We start from the raw sequence: 16,065 nt of genomic DNA, 5'->3' as shown, positions 1-16,065 counted from the left end.
CCTCTCAGTGTGCCCCGCGGTTGCGGTGTCCGTGCGGAGTTGACGCAGGTCCGGGTTTCCGGCCGCGTCGGGCACCCGCCCGCGGTGCCCCGCCGTCCCCGGGGCGGCCGCGGCGGGCCGGGCGACCCCCGGTGTCGTGCGCCTGCCTGCCCTTCTTCGGGGTGTCCTGCGCCGGTGCCCGGGTGTCGGGCGCGGGGACCGGCTTCCCGGTGGGGCGGCGGGCGCCCGTGATCTCGGCCAGCACCGTGTCGCCGGGCCGCACCCGCACGCCGTCCACCTCGATCCCGGCCTTGCGGGTCAGCTTCTCGACCTCGGCGCGTTCGTCCTCGGTGACGAGGGTGACCACCACGCCGGACTCGCCGGCGCGGGCGGTGCGGCCCGCGCGGTGCAGGTAGTCCTTGGGGTCGGCCGGGGGGTCGACGTGGACGACGAGCGAGATGTCGTCGACGTGGATGCCGCGCGCCGCCACGTCGGTGGCGACCAGGACCGGGGTGGTGCCTTCGGCGAACGATTCGAGGGTGCGGGTGCGGTTGTTCTGCGCCTTGCCGCCGTGCAGGGCGCCCGCGGAGATGCCCGCCTCGTGGAGTTGCTGCGCGAGCCGGTCCACCCCGTACTTGGTGCGCACGAACATGAGGGTCCGTCCCACACGTGAAGCGATATGTGCCACAACGGATTTCTTGTCGACCCGGTCGACGAACAGCAGGTGGTGGCGCATGGTGCTCACCGACGCCGTGACCGGCGCCGTCGAGTGGGTGACCGGGTCCCGCAGGTACCGGCGGACGAGGGTGTCGACCTCCCCGTCGAGGGTCGCCGAGAACAGCAGCCGCTGACCGTCCGCCGGGGTCTTGTCGAGGATCGTCGTGACCTGCGGCATGAACCCCAGGTCGGCCATATGATCGGCCTCGTCGAGCGCCAGTACGGTCACGTCGTCCAGGGACACCGACCCCTGCGCCACGTGATCGGCGAGGCGTCCCGGCGTCGCGATCAGCAGGTCGACCCCCCGCGACAGGATCTCGACCTGACGTTTGATGGGAATCCCGCCGACGACGTTCGCCACCCGCAATCCCACGGACAGGGCCGGCTCGTCCAGCGCCCGCTCGATCTGCAACGCCAGTTCACGGGTGGGCACCAGCACGATGCCGCGGGGGAAGCCCCGCCTGCTCGCGGCGCCCTTGAGCCGCACCAGCATCGGCAGTCCGAAGGCGAGGGTCTTCCCGGACCCGGTCGGCGCGCGGCCGAGGACGTCGCGGCCCGCGAGGACGTCGGGAATGGTGGCCGCCTGGATCGGGAACGGCGCCCCGATACCGCTGCGGTCGAGGGCGTGGGTCATCACCGCGGGGAGACCGAGCGCGAGGAACGTCTCACCCACCGGTGCGGGGGAGGAGAACTCGTCGTCGGGCATATCGAGAAGGCTACCGCCTCCGAGTAGGGGCCTCCGACGCCTCGGCCGTGACGTACACGCGGTACGTCACGGCCGGGGACGGGCAGTGTGCGACGCTCAGGCCTGCACTTCGCTGCGGTCACCGCTCCAGAGGGTGTGGAACTTGCCCTCCGCGTCGACCCGCTCGTAAGTGTGGGCGCCGAAGAAGTCACGCTGCCCCTGCGTGAGGGCCGCGGGCAGCCGCTCCGCGCGCAGCGCGTCGTAGTAGGACAGCGACGACGCGAAAGCCGGCACCGGAATGCCCAGCAGCGTGGCGGTGGAAACCACCCGGCGCCAGCTGTCGATGGCCGTCTCGATGGCGTCCCGGAAGTACGGGGCCAGGATCAGGCTCGGCAGCTTCGGGTTCTCGTCGTACGCATCCTTGATGCGGTTGAGGAACCGGGCCCGGATGATGCAGCCGCCACGCCAGATGGTCGCGAGGTCGGCGGGGTGCAGGTCCCAGTCGTATTCGGCGCTGCCGGCCGCGATCTGGTCGAATCCCTGCGCGTAGGCCACGACCTTCGACGCGTACAGGGCCTGCCGGATGTCCTCGGTGAACTGGGCGGCATCGGTGGGCTTGTCGGCGAGGACGCCGGACGCCAGCCCGACCGCGGCCTTGCGCTGCTCGCGGGACCCGGACAGGGCGCGGGCGAACACGGCCTCGGCGATCCCGGTGACGGGGACACCGAGGTCGAGCGCGGACTTGACGGTCCAGCGGCCGGTGCCCTTCTGCTCGGCGGCGTCGACGATCACGTCGACGAGCGGCTTGCCGGTCTTGGCGTCCTTCTGCCGCAGCACCTCCGCGGTGATCTCGACGAGGTAGCTCTCGAGGTCGCCGCCGTTCCATTCGGTGAACACGTCGGCGATCTTGTCGGCGTCGTAGCCGAGGGCGGACCCGAGCAGGTTGTACGCCTCGCCGATGAGCTGCATGTCGGCGTACTCGATGCCGTTGTGCACCATCTTCACGAAGTGGCCGGACCCGTCGGGGCCGATGTGCGTGCAGCAGGGGGTGCCGTCGACCTGGGCGGCGATCGACTCGAGCAGCGGTCCGAGGGCCGCGTAGGACTCCTTCGGGCCGCCCGGCATGATCGACGGACCGTTGAGCGCGCCCTCCTCGCCGCCGGAGATGCCGGCGCCGACGAAGTGCAGGCCACGCTCCCGGAGTGAGGCTTCCCGGCGGATCGTGTCCGTGTACAGGGCGTTGCCGCCGTCGATGATGATGTCACCGGGCTCCATCGCCGCGGCGAGTTCCTCGATGACGGCGTCGGTGGGGTCGCCGGCCTTGACCATGATCAGCACGCGGCGCGGCTTCTGCAGCGCGCCCACGAACTCCTCGATCGTTTCGGTGCGGACGAAGTCGCCCTCGCTGCCGTGCTCCTCGATGAGGGCGTCGGTCTTGGCGATGCTGCGGTTGTGCAGCGCGACCGTGTGACCGTGCCGGGCGAAGTTGCGGGCGATGTTCGAGCCCATGACGGCCAGTCCCGTGACGCCGATCTGGGCGCGGGCACCCTCAGTGTTGTCGATAGTCATGGATACAGCATTCCCTCTCGCTCGGCGGTAGTGAAATCGGCGGCTACGAAAAGCTCGACCGCCTAAGCCAAACATACGAAGGCCGGCCGTCGCACATGCGACGGCCGGCCTTCTCTCACACTTCGATATTCGGTTGTCGGATCAGCGATCGATCAGCTGCGGCGCTCACGCCGCGGGCCGTCGAAGCCGTCGTACGAGCGACGCTCCGTGCGGCTACGGAACCCGCCACCGGTCGTCGCCGCGGGGCGACGCTCCGGCGTGGCCGCGGGGCGGCGATCGTCACGGCGGTCATCCCGGCGATCGTCGCGACGGAACCCGCCTGCCGCACCGCGGTTGTCGCCGAAGTCGCGGCGGGGTGCGCTGCGGTCGAAGCTGCGCTCGCCGGTTCCGCGGTGGCTGTCGCCGCGGTCGCCGAAGTCGCGGCGCGGTGCGGTGGTGCCGCCGCCGTACTCGCGTCGGGGTGCGCTGTCACCGAAGTCGCGGCGCGGGGCCCGATCGGTGAACGTCCGGTTGTCCCGGTCGCCGCGGTAGCCGCCGCCACGGTTGTCACCGTCGCGCTGCGGGCGGTCGCCGCGGTAGCCGCCGGACCGGTTGTCGGTCTGGTCGCGGCGCGGGCCACGACCCTCGAAGCTGCGACCACCCGACGGACGGTCGCCGATGCTGCGCTCACCACGGTCGCCGCGGTCGTTGCGATTGCCGCGGTAGCCGCCGCCGTCGCGGCCGGCATATCCGCCCTCACGGCGGGGTCCGCGGTCACCGAACTTGCGGTCGCCGCCACGCTCGCCGCGGGAGTAGGTGTCGCGCACCGGTTCTCCGCTGGGCGCCTTGGCGCCGGTGATGCTGGCCAGCTTCTCCGAGCCGGGGGTGACGGGCACGGCGGTGGCGTCGACACCGGCCATCCCGGTCAGGCGGCGGAACGTGCGCTTCTGGTTGGGGAGCACGATCGCGACGACGGTGCCCTTCTCGCCTGCACGGGCGGTCCGGCCTGCACGGTGCAGGTAGTCCTTGTGGTCGGCGGGCGGATCGACGTGCACGACCAGGTCGATGCCGTCGACGTGGATGCCGCGGGCGGCGACGTCCGTCGCGACGAGCACGGGGGTGCGGCCGTTCTTGAACCGTTCGAGGACACGGGTGCGCTGGTTCTGCGCCTTGCCGCCGTGCAGCGCCTCGGCGGCGATTCCCACCGCGCGGAGGCGGTCGGTGATGCCCTCGCAGCCGAGCTTGGTGCGGGCGAACATGATCGTGCGGCCGTCGCGGGCACCGATCTCGGCGAGGACGTTGTCCTTCTGGCCGCGGTCGACGAGCAGCACGTAGTGCTCCATCGTGTCGACGCTGGCGCGACCGTCCTCGGTGGAGTGCTGCACGTGGTCGGGCAGGAACTGGCGGACCAGCGACTGCACCTCACGATCCAGGGTGGCCGAGAACAGCAGACGCTGACCGTCGGCCCGGGTCTCCCCGAGGATCGCCCGCACCTCGGGCAGGAAGCCCATGTCGGCCATCTGATCGGCCTCGTCGAGCGCGGTGATCTCGATGGAGTCGAGGATGCAGGTGCCCTGCCGCAGGTGGTCGTTCAGCCGGCCGGGGGTGGCGACGAGGATGTCGACGCCGCGGCGCAGCTGGTCGACCTGCTTGCTGAACGGGGTGCCGCCGACGGCGGGGCGGACGGTCAGTCCCATGGCCCCGGCGTACGAGTTGAGGGAGTCGACCACCTGGAACGCGAGTTCACGGGTGGGAACGAGCACCAGTGCGCGGGGACGCTTGGGTGCGGGCCGGTCCTCGTGCCGGGACAGGCGGGTGAGCATCGGCAGGCCGAATGCGAGGGTCTTGCCCGATCCGGTCTGTGCGCGGCCGAGGACGTTGGTGCCGGCCAGCGCGTCGGGGACGGCCAGCGCCTGGATCGGCGACGGGACGGTGATGGAGTTGCGGGCGAGGGCCTGCACCAGGGGTGCGGGCAGGCCGATCTCGGCGAACGTCACGGTGGCGTTCTGGTCAGGGGTTTCGGTCTCGGTCTGCTCTAGTGGGGCAGACGTCGTCTGGACAGCGTTGGTCACGCAAATACCTCTCCGGGCATAGGGCGCGTCGCGGAGCGGGGGCTGTCATGCAGCACGCACAAAGGGACGAGCCAGGGCACATGTCACCTGGTCAATCCATTCGCGGAAGTGCGGGGAATTGGGCTGTGTGCCGTTTCAGTGTTGATGGGCCGCAGTGGCGACCGTCGACCAGTGTACGCGACGGGGCACCCGGTTATCGAACCCGGCGGGGTGTGAGCTGGGTGACTACACGGCGCTGAACAACCGGCTCAGCTCGGTGAGCCAGGGGACGGCGACGGCGATGGTCGGCACCACGAGGATGGCCACCGACGCGGCGTACGCGGCGAGAGCCACGGGGGTACCCGCCTCCGTGGAGGCCAGGCGCTGTACCCGCAGCAGGGTGCTGGGACCACCCGCGGCCATGGCGCCCTTCGGGGCGATCGACCCCGAACAGGCGACGAGCGCGCGGGCCAGTGCGGTCGGCCCGGTGGCGCGGACGGCGGAATCGTCGGCCAGCATCTCGACCAGCAACTGCACCGACCCGAGCGCGGACTTGCTGCGCACGACGGTGGGGAAGGCGGCGTTGACGGCGGTGAACGCCTCGAGGACGAGGTCGTGCCGGGCCCGCAGATGGGACCGCTCGTGGGTGAGGATCGCGGTGATCTCCGCGTCGTCGAGGTTGGTGAATGTGCCCTGGCTCAGCACCACCCGTTGACGCAGACCGGGCAGGCAGTAGGCGATGGGCTCGGTGACGTCGAGGACCCGCAGGTCCGGGGTGCGGGCGAGCGGCGACGACGAGTCGCAGCGGTCGAGGAGGTCGACCAGCATGCGGTGCCGGGCGCGTCGGCGCCGGGTGCGGACCCCGACCTGCACGATCGCGAAGATCAGTTTGGCGCCGACGAGGAGGGTGAGCGCGAAGACCACCACGTACAGCAGCCACAGGGGCAGGCCCAGGGCGTCGATCTCGGCGACCGGCGCCGTGGTGGGGCGCCCGTCCGGTCCGGGGACCAGGAGCTGGCTGGCGATCGCGAGGCCCGAACTGAATGCGGACAGAACTGCGGCGAGGGCGATTGCCTGCCACAGCACGAGTGCTGCTCGGGGGGCGCGATGCGGCCATCGGGCACGACTCAACAGCGCAGGGACAGGCCCTGCGAGAAGAAGTGCGAGTACTCCGAATACCAGCGCGGTGGTGGCGTCCATGTCCTACTCATCATGCATGACGAACGTCAGCCGGCGCGAACGGTTCCCGACTGATTGTCTCCGGTGGACCGCTCCTTGGCCTCGAGCGCGGCGAGGGCCTCGCGGAGCGCGTCGGCCTCGTCGGCGCCGACCTGGCCGACGAAGTGCACGAGTGCGGCGGCGCGGCTCCCGGACTTGTCGGCCTGCTGCAGTGCGTCCACCATGAGGCTCGCGACGAGCTCCTCGCGCTGGTGCACCGGCAGGTACCGGTGGGCGCGGTCGTCGCGCTGCTGAATGACGAGGTGCTTCTTCGCCAGTCGCTGGAGCACTGTCATGACAGTCGTGTACGCGAGTTCACGGCGTGCCGCCAGTGCCTCGTGTACCTGCCGTACCGTCTGCGGTTCCGAAGTGGACCACAGGTGATCCATCACTGCGCGTTCGAGTTCGCCGAGTCCAGCCATAAACCGATTCTACGGATACGACGACGCAGATACGTACTACTGGTAGTAGTAAAACTGCGCCACGGCGTGTGGTATTGGCCATACTCCGAAGGGGTGGATTACGGTCGGGTTGGCAGCGGCCGACCCGCCGGGCAAGCGTTCGTTCTCGACATCGCGGAGAGTGGGGACCTGGCGGATGAAGACCGACGACAGCGCGGCGACCGGGCACGGTGCGGCGTCCAGGGTCAAGGGTCAGACCGGGCGGGCAGCGGAACGGGTCCGGGGCGGGGTGCGGGGCGCACCGATCAGCATGGCGCTGCTGGTCGTGATCTGGATCCTCGCGATCGCCACGTCCAGTGTGATCAGCGGCCCCTCCCACGACCTGTCCCAGCACGTCGCGATCGGGATCCGGGCGTTCCAGAACGGGTGGGTGTGGACCCTGTTCACGGCCGGGCTGTGGGGCGACGACGTCCTGGCGTACCTGTCGACGACCGTCCTCGTCCTCGTGGCGGCCGCACCGCTGGAACGCCGCATGGGGTCGGCTCGGTTCGCGCTGGCCGCGGTCGCCACCCAGGTGCTCGGCGGGCTGCTCGCACTGTCGGTGGCCGCCGTCGCGAAGGTCGTCGACGCGAACTGGGGTTTCCGGCTGCACGTGGGCATGGCCGTCGGACCGAGCACGTGGATCGTCGGTGCCGCGATGGTGGCCAGTTCGAACATGGGCACCCTGTGGCGTCGGCGGATCCGCGTCGGCGTCCTCGTGTTCACGATCACCCTGGCACTGTTCAGTGGGTCGCTGCAGGACGTGGTCCGGCTCGCCGCGGCCGTGGTCGGGCTGGTGATCGGCCGCTGGATCGTCGGCCGCTCCGCCCGCGGCGAACGGATCGCGGGCACCCAGCGTGAGGGCCGGGTGCTGGTCGCGATCATCGTGGCGGCCAGTGCGATCGGCCCGATGATCGCGGCGCTGTCCGCGGAGGCGGTCGGACCGCTCGCCGTGCTCCGCGACCTGTTCCGCGGCATCCCCTACACGGCCGGCGAGGTGCGCGACCTGTGCGAGGTGTCGGCGTCGGACCCCGAATGCCGGCGCGGGCTGCTCGAACTGCGCCTGTCCGGGGTCGGGCCGACCCTGCTGAGTCTGATGCCGTCCCTGTTCCTCCTCACCCTCAGCGACGGCCTCCGACGGGGCCGTCGCTTCGCGTGGGTCGCGTCCGTGATCGCGCAGGTGATCCTGCTGGTGCTGTCGCTGCTGAACTTCGCGGTCCGGTTCGTCGACTCCCTCGACGAGGACTCCCTGTTCTACGGTCTCGCCGACCCGAACCTGTACCGGACGCTGGTGCCGTTCCTGACACCGCTGGCGATCCTGATCGTGCTGCTCGCCACCCGGAGGTTCTTCGACGTCTCCGCCCCGGCCGGCACCTATCGGCGGCTGGCCGTCGTCCTGGTGTCCGTCCTGGGCGGGCTCGCCGTCCTCTACGTCCTGGGCGGGCTGTGGGCGCGGAACGGTTTCGACCCCCGGCCCGGCACGACGACCCTGCTCGCCGACTTCCCGGAGCGGCTCATCCCGCCCGTGTACCTGCAATGGCTCGACCCCCGGCTGCTGCCGGTGAGCATTCCCGCGACCCTGCTGTACGAGTGGACCGGGGTGGTGTTCTGGGTGGCGGCGTGCGCGCTCGTCGCCGCGACGTTCCTCAGTCCCGCCATCGGATCGGACTCGGAGTCCGCCGAACGGGCCCGCGCCCTGCTGAAGTCGGGGAGCGGAAGCCCACTGTCCTGGATGACGACGTGGCGCGGCAACAACTACTGGTTCTCCGCCGACGGCACCGGCTACGTCGCGTACCGGGTCCTCGCCGGTGTCGCGCTCACCACCGGCGACCCGGTCGGCCCGCCGGACCGGTTGCGGGACAACGTCGAACACTTCGCCGAGTTCGCCGCCGCCAACGGGTGGATCCCGTGCTTCTATTCGGTGACCGGGGAGGTCCGCGCCGTCACGGACGCCCTCGGCTGGAGCGGCATCCAGGTCGCCGAGGAGACGGTGCTGGATCTGGGGCAGATCGCGTTCACCGGCAAGCGGTTCCAGGACGTCCGAACCGCCCTGAACAAGGCGAAGAAATCGGGGATCACCGCGGAATGGGTCAGCTTCCCCAGCGCCCCGCGATCGATCACCGACCAGATCACCGCGATCTCCGAGGAATGGGTGGCCGACAAGGGGATGCCCGAGATGGGATTCACACTCGGCGGACTCGACGAGGTCGACGACCCCGAGGTGCGCTGCCTGATCGCCGTCGACGAGGACCGCACCGTCCACGGCGTCACGTCCTGGTTGCCGGTGTACCAGGACGGGCGGGTGGTCGGCTGGACCCTCGACTTCATGCGGCGGCGCTCGGAAGGATTCCGGCCGGCGATGGAGTTCCTCATCGCGTCGGCGGCGCTGAAACTGGAGGAGGAGGGGGCGCAGTTCCTGAGCCTGTCCGGCGCCCCGCTCGCCAAGGTCGAGCAACCGGACGGCGACGCCGACGAGCGGGAACGGTCGGAGTCGTCGAGCCTGTCGGCGGTGATGGACAGTGTCCTGGATCTGCTCGGCCGGACCCTGGAACCGGTGTACGGGTTCCGTTCGCTGCTCGCGTTCAAGTCGAAGTTCCAGCCCCGGTACGTGGCCATGCACATGACGTTCGCCGACCCGGCCGCCCTGCCGAGCATCGGCAACGCCGTCGGCAGGGCGTACCTGCCGACGGTGTCGCTGGGTCAGAGTTACCGGTTGGTGCGGACGATGATCGGCGGCAGGCGCTGACGGCCGCTACTTTGTGTCCGGTCCGCCGACCGCGCCGTACACGTGGCGGGTGCCGATCGGCACCACCAGCGGGCGATCGGACACCGGGTCGGCGATGACCGCAGCCTCGAGGCCGAACACCTCGAGCAGGAGTTCGGCGGAGATGATGTCCTTCGGTGCGCCGGCCGCGACGATGGTGCCGTCCCGCATGACGATCAGCTGATCGCTGTAGCGGATCGCGAGGTTCAGGTCGTGGAGCACCATCACCACGGTGCGGCCCAACTCCTCGTGCATCCGGTCCACCAGGTCGAGAACCTCGATCGAGTGCGCCAGATCCAGGTAGGTGGTGGGTTCGTCGAGCAGGAGGATGTCGGTTCCCTGCGCCAGGGCCATCGAGATCCAGGCCCGCTGACGCTGACCACCCGAGAGTTGGTCGACGGGGCGGTCCGCGAGATCGGACACCCCGGTCAGCGCGAGCGCCTCGGCGACCTCACCCTCGTCGTCGGACGACCATTGCCGCAGCCACGACTGGTGCGGGTGCCTGCCGCGGGCCACCAGGTCGGCCACCGTGAGCCCCTCGGGGGCCAGCGGCGCCTGGGGAAGCATACCCAGTGTGCGGGCGACGTCCTTGGTGCGCATCGAGCCGATGGCCTTGCCGTCGAGCAGCACCGAACCGTTGCGCGGTTTCAGCAGCCGCCCCAGCGCGCGCAGCAGCGTGGACTTGCCGCAACCGTTCGGCCCGATCACGGTGGTGATCACCCCGGTCCTCACCTCGAGGTCGAGGTTGTCGACGATGACCCGGTCGCCGTACCCGAGGCTCAGGTTTTCGGCGATCAGTCGAGAGTCAGTCTGCACGGTCATGCCGAGACCTTCCGATTGTTGCGAACCAGCAGATACAGCAGGAATGGGCCACCGAGTGCGGAGGTGACGATACCCACCGGCAGCTCGACGGGCAGGATCGTGCGGGCGACGACGTCGCTGCCCACCACGAGCACGGCGCCGGTCAGGGCGGACGCGATGAGCGGTGGGCCTGCGGACCGCACCAGCCGTAGCGCCACCTGCGGTGCGGCGAGCGCGACGAAACCGACCGGACCCGCTGCCGCGGTCGCGATGCCGGCGAGGGCGACGGACATGAGCAGGAGCCGGGCCTGCGACCACTGCAGGCGCACACCCAGCGACACCGCGTTGTCGTCGCCGAGGCGGAGGGCGCCCATCGTGAACGACGAGATCACCGCGTAGCCGCCGACGAGGACGACGGCGATGGTGACGGGCCACACCTGACTCCAGGCGGCGCCGTTGAGGGACCCGTTGAGCCACACCTGGGCCCGCGAGGCGTCGTTGATGTCCGCGGAGATCAGCAGCCAGCCGGTGACCGCGATCAGCATGGCGTTGATGCCGATGCCGATCAGGATCAGCCGGTAACCCTCCACCCCGCCGCGCCACGCGAGGAGGTAGATGCCCAGCGCGGTGAGCAGTCCGCCGAACAGGGCGGCCAGCGGGATGCCCAGGGTGGCGAGGAGGCCGACGAAGCTGCCGCCGCCGCCGAGGACGATCAGCGCGACCGCGGCGGCGCTGGCGCCGGACGTGATGCCGAGGATGTCCGGGCTGGCCAGGGCGTTGCGGGCGATCGACTGGGTGATGGCGCCGGCCAGGCCGAGGGCCATGCCGATGAACACCCCGGTCAGCGACCGCGGCAGGCGGAGGTCCATGACGATGAAGTTCTGGGCCTTCGTGCCGCCGCCGAACAGCACCCGCGTGACCTCGGGGATCGACAGCGGGTAGTCGCCGCGACCGATGTTGAGGCACAGCACCAGGAACAGCGCCACCAGCAGGGCCACGTTCACGGCGATGCCGAGGGGGCGCAGGACCAGGGAGATCGGTCCGAGCCGGAACGCGGGGCGGGCCGGGACGCGGGACGCCGGGGCGGCCCCGAGGTCGGGGCGCACTTCGTCACGAGTGCTCACAGGCTTGCCAACTTTCTGCGCCGAACCAACGCGATGAAGAACGGTGCACCGAACACGGCCAGCACGATTCCCACCTGCAGCTCGCCCGGCCGGACGACGACGCGTCCGATGACGTCGGCGGTCACGAGCATGACGCCGCCGAGGAGCCCGGCGTAGGGGACCAGCCACCGGTAGTCGGGTCCGGTGATCGCCCGCGCGACGTGCGGGACCACGAGACCGATGAACGCGATCGGACCGCACGCCGCGGTGGCCGCACCGGTGAGGAGGGTGATGGCGACGATGCCGAGTGCGCGGCTGGCCTCGATGTTCGTGCCCAGCGATCGTGCCACGTCCTCGCCGAGGCTGAGGACGTTCAGGCCCGGTGTGCTGACGAGGGCGAGGATCAGACCGATGGCGAGGAACGGCAGCACCTGCCACAGCACGTCGAAGCCGCGGCCGGCCACCGACCCGACCACCCAGAAGCGGTAGGAGTCGAGGCTGGACTGGTCGACGATGATGATCGCGTTGGTCATCGCCTGCAGGAAGAACGCGACGGCGGCGCCGGCCAGGGCCAGGCTCAGCGGGCTCGCCGCCCCGTTTCCGATCGACGACAGCCCGAACACGACCACGCTGGCGGCGAACGACCCGGCGAACGCGAACCACAGGTATTCGCTGGGCGCGCTGAACCCGAACAGGTACATCGACAGCACCACGAGGAACGCGGCGCCCGCGTTGAGACCGAGGAGGCCGGCGTCGGCGAGCGGGTTGCGGGTGTGCCCCTGGATGAGGGCGCCCGCGACGCCGAGCGCCATCCCGACGACGAGTCCGAGCGCGGTACGCGGGCCGCGGAGTGTGCGCACGATGATGTCGGTCTGCGAACCGTCCGCATCGAACAGGGCGTGGAAGATCTCCGCGAACGACAGCGGCCGCGCCCCGACGGCGACGCTGGCGAGCAGCACCAACCCGAGCAGGACCACGAGGACGCCCAGCCCGACGAGCCGACGACGCCGGATCGCCGCGACCGACACGTCCTTCTCGCGGACGGTGAAGCCCTCGTCGGACGCGGTGCTCTCCCGCACGACCTCGGTTCCGGAGCGCGGGAACACCCGCTGCAGCGACCGTTTCGGGCCGACCGCGTCGTGGGTGTGGGTGTCGCGGGTGACCAGGCCGACCCAGCCCTTGCCCGAACTCTGGCCGGTGTTGCCTTCGCGGAAACCGCGGTTCCACACGGCCAGTCCGAGGGCGATCGCGACAGCGGCGCCGCCGAAGACGACCCGGTCCGCCTGCCCGCCGCCGTTGTCGTCACGGAGGGAGTCGACGATGTACCAGCCGAGGACGAGGGGGATGGCCACTATCCCGATGTCGAGCAGTCCCGCGAGTGCCCGGAGGTACAGCGGGGCGGGACCGCGCGGGACCTCGCGCTTCCCGTAGGGCTCGTCGGTCGGCAGGTGCGGGATGTCGCTGCCGAACTGTCTCGTCGTCGTCACTGGCGGGGGAGGCTCCTGACGTGTGTGCCTGTGCACCGGATCTGCACCGAATTCAACTACTTAGGTTACGGAACCCTATCTCTGATGCCACATCCGGCGGGACGCCCCGGGCGTTGCGGTCGGCGGGGGTGCCTCACATCACATGATGTCAACTCTTGATATTTGGTTAGGCTCACCTATGTTTGGTGGTGTTCCATCCCGACCGATTGGAGTGCACGGTGACTTCGACCCTGTCCGCCCCCGCGACCGCACTGGACGTGTCCTGCACACGACTTCGCGCGCTGAACGCCGAATATCCGCGTATGTACGCGGTCGCGACGATGGCAGACGAGGGTAAACGCCGGTGGTGGTCGCTGGCGGACGACCTCGACGGCGACCGGGTGCCCCGGATGTGGGCCCGTTCGCTCGAGGATGTTCCCGACCCGGACGTCGCCGCGATGCAGGTGGCCACCGCGCTCATCCACGCCGTGATCGGGCGTGTCACGGCGCTCGTCGTCCTGGAGGGCCGCGCGTGGGACCCGGGGCTCGAGAACCTGTGGATCCACATGGACAGCGACGAGGGGGTCGACTGGGCCGGTGTCGCCGACGACACCATGCGCGTGCTGCCGGACGACCCCTACGCCGGCGCACCCCGGACGGTCACCGTGCCGTGCGAGCGGGCGCTGCTGCTCTGGACGGTGCACCGCAGTCTCACGTCACTGCATGCGGTGTTCGACGCCATCGCCCGGCTGACGCCGATCGACGCGTCCCGCTTCTGGGGGCTCGTGGGGGAGGCCGTGCTCGGGGCCGCGACATACGTGCCGATCCTCGCCGGTGGCGGCGAGGCCGCCGCGCAGCGTCGTGGTCAGGGGATCCTGGACGCCTTCGTGGCGGCCGGGGTGCCGGTCCGCTCGAAGAGCCGGATCACGCGCCCGCACTGCGGCCGGCTCGGGCAGGCGAGGAAGCGCTTGCTTAATTAGGGCAGCCTTGCCTATACTCGTTCCAATCGCCGAGCAGAAATGCCGGCGCCGAGAACCGAACTACCGGACCGCGCCGGAGTCCTGAGGGCTGCAGTGACTCCCAGGTCCATCCCACGGCGGGTCTCACGCTGACACAGTGTGAGGCCCGCCGATCCGTTTGCCCCACCTGCTTTTCCCGCCCCCCGCCCCGTCGTGTAGGCAGGACATCGGGTGCGCCGCGAGAGCGCACAGCGATCCGATGGAGAGTGTGATGGTGGATTCCGGGGAACAGCAGGCATCGAACGGCGACGGGCGGATCGACACCGCCGCGTTGGCCGATCAACTGGGCAAGGGCTTCGACGCCCTCATCGGACTCGAATACACCGAACTCTCACCCGACCGTGTGCGAGCGCAATGGACGGTCACCCCGGACCTGCAGCAGCCGGCCGGAATCCAGCACGGCGGCGTCTACTGCTCCGTCATCGAATCGGTGGCCAGCGCAGCGGGCACGGTGTGGCTCGGCGGACGCGGACACGTCGTCGGTGTCAACAACAACACCGACTTCCTCCGCGCGACCCGGGAGGGCACGCTGACCGCCGAAGCCAGCCCCGTCCACCGCGGACGCACCCAGCAGCTGTGGGAGGTCCGGATCACCGACGAACAGGACCGACTCGTCTCCAAGGGGCAGGTCCGGCTCGCCAACATCACCGACACCGGCCGCCTCGGCAACTGACGACCACCCCCGTGCACGGCGGAGGGGACGGACCCGACAGGTCCGTCCCCTCCGCTCTGTTCACGTCACGGGCGCGTCTGCGTCACCCCGCGGCTTTGCGCTGCGCGCCGCCCGACTTCTCGGCGGCCTCTTTCTCCCGCTCGTGCCGCTCCAGCTGCTCCATCGCGTTGCGGGCGAACACCCACTGCTCGGTGGATGCCATCTGCGCGCGCCCGCGGCCGAGGAACGTCACCGTCCACGACAGTAGAGTGGACAGCCGGCTGCGGAACCCGACCAGGTACATCAGGTGGATCGCCAGCCAGGCCACCCAGCCGATGAACCCGCTGATCTCGAGCTTCCCGACCTTCGCCACCGCACTGAACCGCGAGATGGTGGCCATGCTGCCCTTGTCGAAGTACTTGAACGGCGGCCGGTCCTCCGGCTTGTGACCACTCAGTCCCGCCTGGATCTGCTTGGCCGCGTACTTGCCGCCCTGCATCGCGACCTGCGCCAGACCCGGCAACTTGTCGAGCGCCATCATGTCGCCGATCACAAACACCTCGGGGTGGCCGGGCACCGACAGGTCGGGTTTGACCAGGACGCGACCGGCCCGGTCGATCTCGGCGTCCGACTGCTCCGCGATCTGCTTGCCCAGCGGGCTCGCCTGCACACCGGCCGACCAGACCTTGCACTGCGACTCGATCCGGCGCTGCGTGCCGTCCTTGTCCTTGACGACGAGGCCGTCCACATCGACGTCGACGACCATCGCCCCCAGCTGAATCTCGATGCCGAGCTTCTCCAGCTGCTGGCGGGCCTTGCGGCTCAGCTTGCCGCCGTAGACGGGCAGCACGTCGTCCGCGCCGTCCAGCAGGATCACCCGTGCCTCACGGGGATCGATGTTGCGGAACGCCCCCGACAGGGTGCGTCGCGACAGTTCCGCGATCTGGCCGGCGAGTTCGACACCGGTCGGACCGGCGCCGACGACGACGAAGGTCAGGAGCCGGGCGCGTTCGGCGGGATCGTTCGACAATTCGGCCTGCTCGAACGCGCCCAGGATGCGGCCGCGCAGTTCGAGGGCGTCGTCGATGGTCTTCATGCCCGGCGCGAACTCGGAGAAATGATCGTTGCCGAAGTAGGACTGGCCCGCGCCCGCCGCGACGATCAGGCTGTCGTACGGGGTGACGGTGGTCCGGTCCAGGAACCGGGAGGTGATCGTCTTCGCCTCGAGATCGATCTTGTCGACATCGCCGAGCAGAACCTTGGTGTTCTTCTGCTTCCGCAGCACCAACCGGGTGGCGGGAGCGATGTCGCCGACGGAGAGAATGCCGGTCGCCACCTGATACAGCAATGGCTGGAACAGATGGTGAGTGGTGCGCGCGATCATGGTGATGTCGACATCGGCATTCTTCAGCGCCTGTGTGCCGAACAACCCACCGAAGCCGGATCCAATGACCACGACGCGATGGCGGCGTGACTCAACCGACTTGATACTCATTCCGTGCTCCTCGAAAAATAGACGACTCCTGTCACGGTAGTCGCCTTGTCCCCGAGCGTCTCAGTAAGCGTTGCTTCGCCCCGCCCGCACAGCGGAATCGATCCAGAAACCGGCGGCCCGGCCATAC

At 69.9% G+C, this 16,065-nt stretch carries 12 protein-coding genes; 3 read left to right on the top strand and 9 right to left on the bottom strand.

The annotated features are described in order from the left end of the window. Positions 1-4 precede the first annotated feature (4 nt). The 5 genes from JVH1_RS00265 to JVH1_RS00245 all read right to left on the bottom strand — a co-directional run bounded on the left by JVH1_RS00265 (position 5) and on the right by JVH1_RS00245 (position 6,620). Positions 5-1,402, bottom strand: coding sequence for a DEAD/DEAH box helicase (locus JVH1_RS00265; RefSeq protein WP_009480509.1), 1,398 nt, complete (start codon positions 1,400-1,402; stop codon positions 5-7). 96 nt (positions 1,403-1,498) lie between these two features. Next, complete coding sequence (gene gndA / locus JVH1_RS00260; protein ID WP_009480510.1) at positions 1,499-2,950, bottom strand: NADP-dependent phosphogluconate dehydrogenase; 1,452 nt, start codon at positions 2,948-2,950, stop codon at positions 1,499-1,501. Positions 2,951-3,102: 152 nt separating this feature from the next. Further along, on the bottom strand, positions 3,103-5,001 hold the full coding sequence (locus tag JVH1_RS00255) for a DEAD/DEAH box helicase (protein ID WP_009480511.1): 1,899 nt from the start codon (positions 4,999-5,001) through the stop codon (positions 3,103-3,105). Positions 5,002-5,226: 225 nt separating this feature from the next. Next, on the bottom strand, positions 5,227-6,180 hold the full coding sequence (locus JVH1_RS00250) for a M56 family metallopeptidase (protein WP_009480512.1): 954 nt from the start codon (positions 6,178-6,180) through the stop codon (positions 5,227-5,229). 26 nt (positions 6,181-6,206) lie between these two features. Beyond that, positions 6,207-6,620 (bottom strand): BlaI/MecI/CopY family transcriptional regulator, encoded by a 414-nt coding sequence (locus JVH1_RS00245; protein WP_005246077.1) that lies wholly within the window; start codon positions 6,618-6,620, stop codon positions 6,207-6,209. 175 nt (positions 6,621-6,795) lie between these two features. Between JVH1_RS00245 and JVH1_RS00240 the strand changes: the two genes are divergently transcribed. Further along, positions 6,796-9,384 (top strand): bifunctional lysylphosphatidylglycerol flippase/synthetase MprF, encoded by a 2,589-nt coding sequence (locus JVH1_RS00240; protein WP_009480513.1) that lies wholly within the window; start codon positions 6,796-6,798, stop codon positions 9,382-9,384. Between the two features lie 6 nt (positions 9,385-9,390). Here the strand turns inward: JVH1_RS00240 and JVH1_RS00235 are convergent, their stop codons facing one another. Genes JVH1_RS00235 through JVH1_RS00225 form a run of 3 tightly spaced genes read right to left on the bottom strand, consistent with a single transcriptional unit; the run spans position 9,391 to position 12,793 of the window. Continuing rightward, entirely contained in the window at positions 9,391-10,224 is an 834-nt protein-coding gene (locus JVH1_RS00235) for an ABC transporter ATP-binding protein (protein WP_009480514.1), read from the bottom strand. Further along, positions 10,221-11,327, bottom strand: coding sequence for an iron chelate uptake ABC transporter family permease subunit (locus JVH1_RS00230; RefSeq protein ID WP_009480515.1), 1,107 nt, complete (start codon positions 11,325-11,327; stop codon positions 10,221-10,223). The genes JVH1_RS00235 and JVH1_RS00230 overlap by 4 nt, the downstream gene beginning before the upstream one ends. Then, positions 11,324-12,793 carry an iron ABC transporter permease gene (locus JVH1_RS00225; RefSeq protein WP_009480516.1) on the bottom strand — a complete coding sequence of 490 codons (1,470 nt, stop codon included), beginning with the start codon at positions 12,791-12,793 and terminating at the stop codon, positions 11,324-11,326. The genes JVH1_RS00230 and JVH1_RS00225 overlap by 4 nt, the downstream gene beginning before the upstream one ends. 185 nt (positions 12,794-12,978) lie before the next feature. Here JVH1_RS00225 and JVH1_RS00220 point away from each other — a divergent pair, with 185 nt between their 5' ends. Further along, complete coding sequence (locus JVH1_RS00220) at positions 12,979-13,752, top strand: hypothetical protein (RefSeq protein WP_009480518.1); 774 nt, start codon at positions 12,979-12,981, stop codon at positions 13,750-13,752. A gap of 250 nt (positions 13,753-14,002) precedes the next feature. After that, positions 14,003-14,464 (top strand): PaaI family thioesterase, encoded by a 462-nt coding sequence (locus tag JVH1_RS00215; RefSeq protein ID WP_005255099.1) that lies wholly within the window; start codon positions 14,003-14,005, stop codon positions 14,462-14,464. 82 nt (positions 14,465-14,546) lie between these two features. On the opposite strand, the gene JVH1_RS00210 is transcribed toward JVH1_RS00215, so the two are convergent. Further along, the gene (locus tag JVH1_RS00210) at positions 14,547-15,938 is read right to left on the bottom strand and encodes an NAD(P)/FAD-dependent oxidoreductase (protein WP_005246084.1); all 1,392 of its coding nucleotides are present in this window, start codon (positions 15,936-15,938) and stop codon (positions 14,547-14,549) included. Between the last annotated feature and the right edge of the window lie 127 nt (positions 15,939-16,065).

Source organism: Rhodococcus sp. JVH1 (assembly GCF_000280725.2).
In the GTDB taxonomy this organism is placed as follows: Bacteria; Actinomycetota; Actinomycetes; order Mycobacteriales; family Mycobacteriaceae; genus Rhodococcus_F; species Rhodococcus_F jostii_A.
The sequence above is the reverse complement of the archived record's forward strand: the minus strand, read 5'-3'. Positions and strand labels throughout refer to the sequence as shown.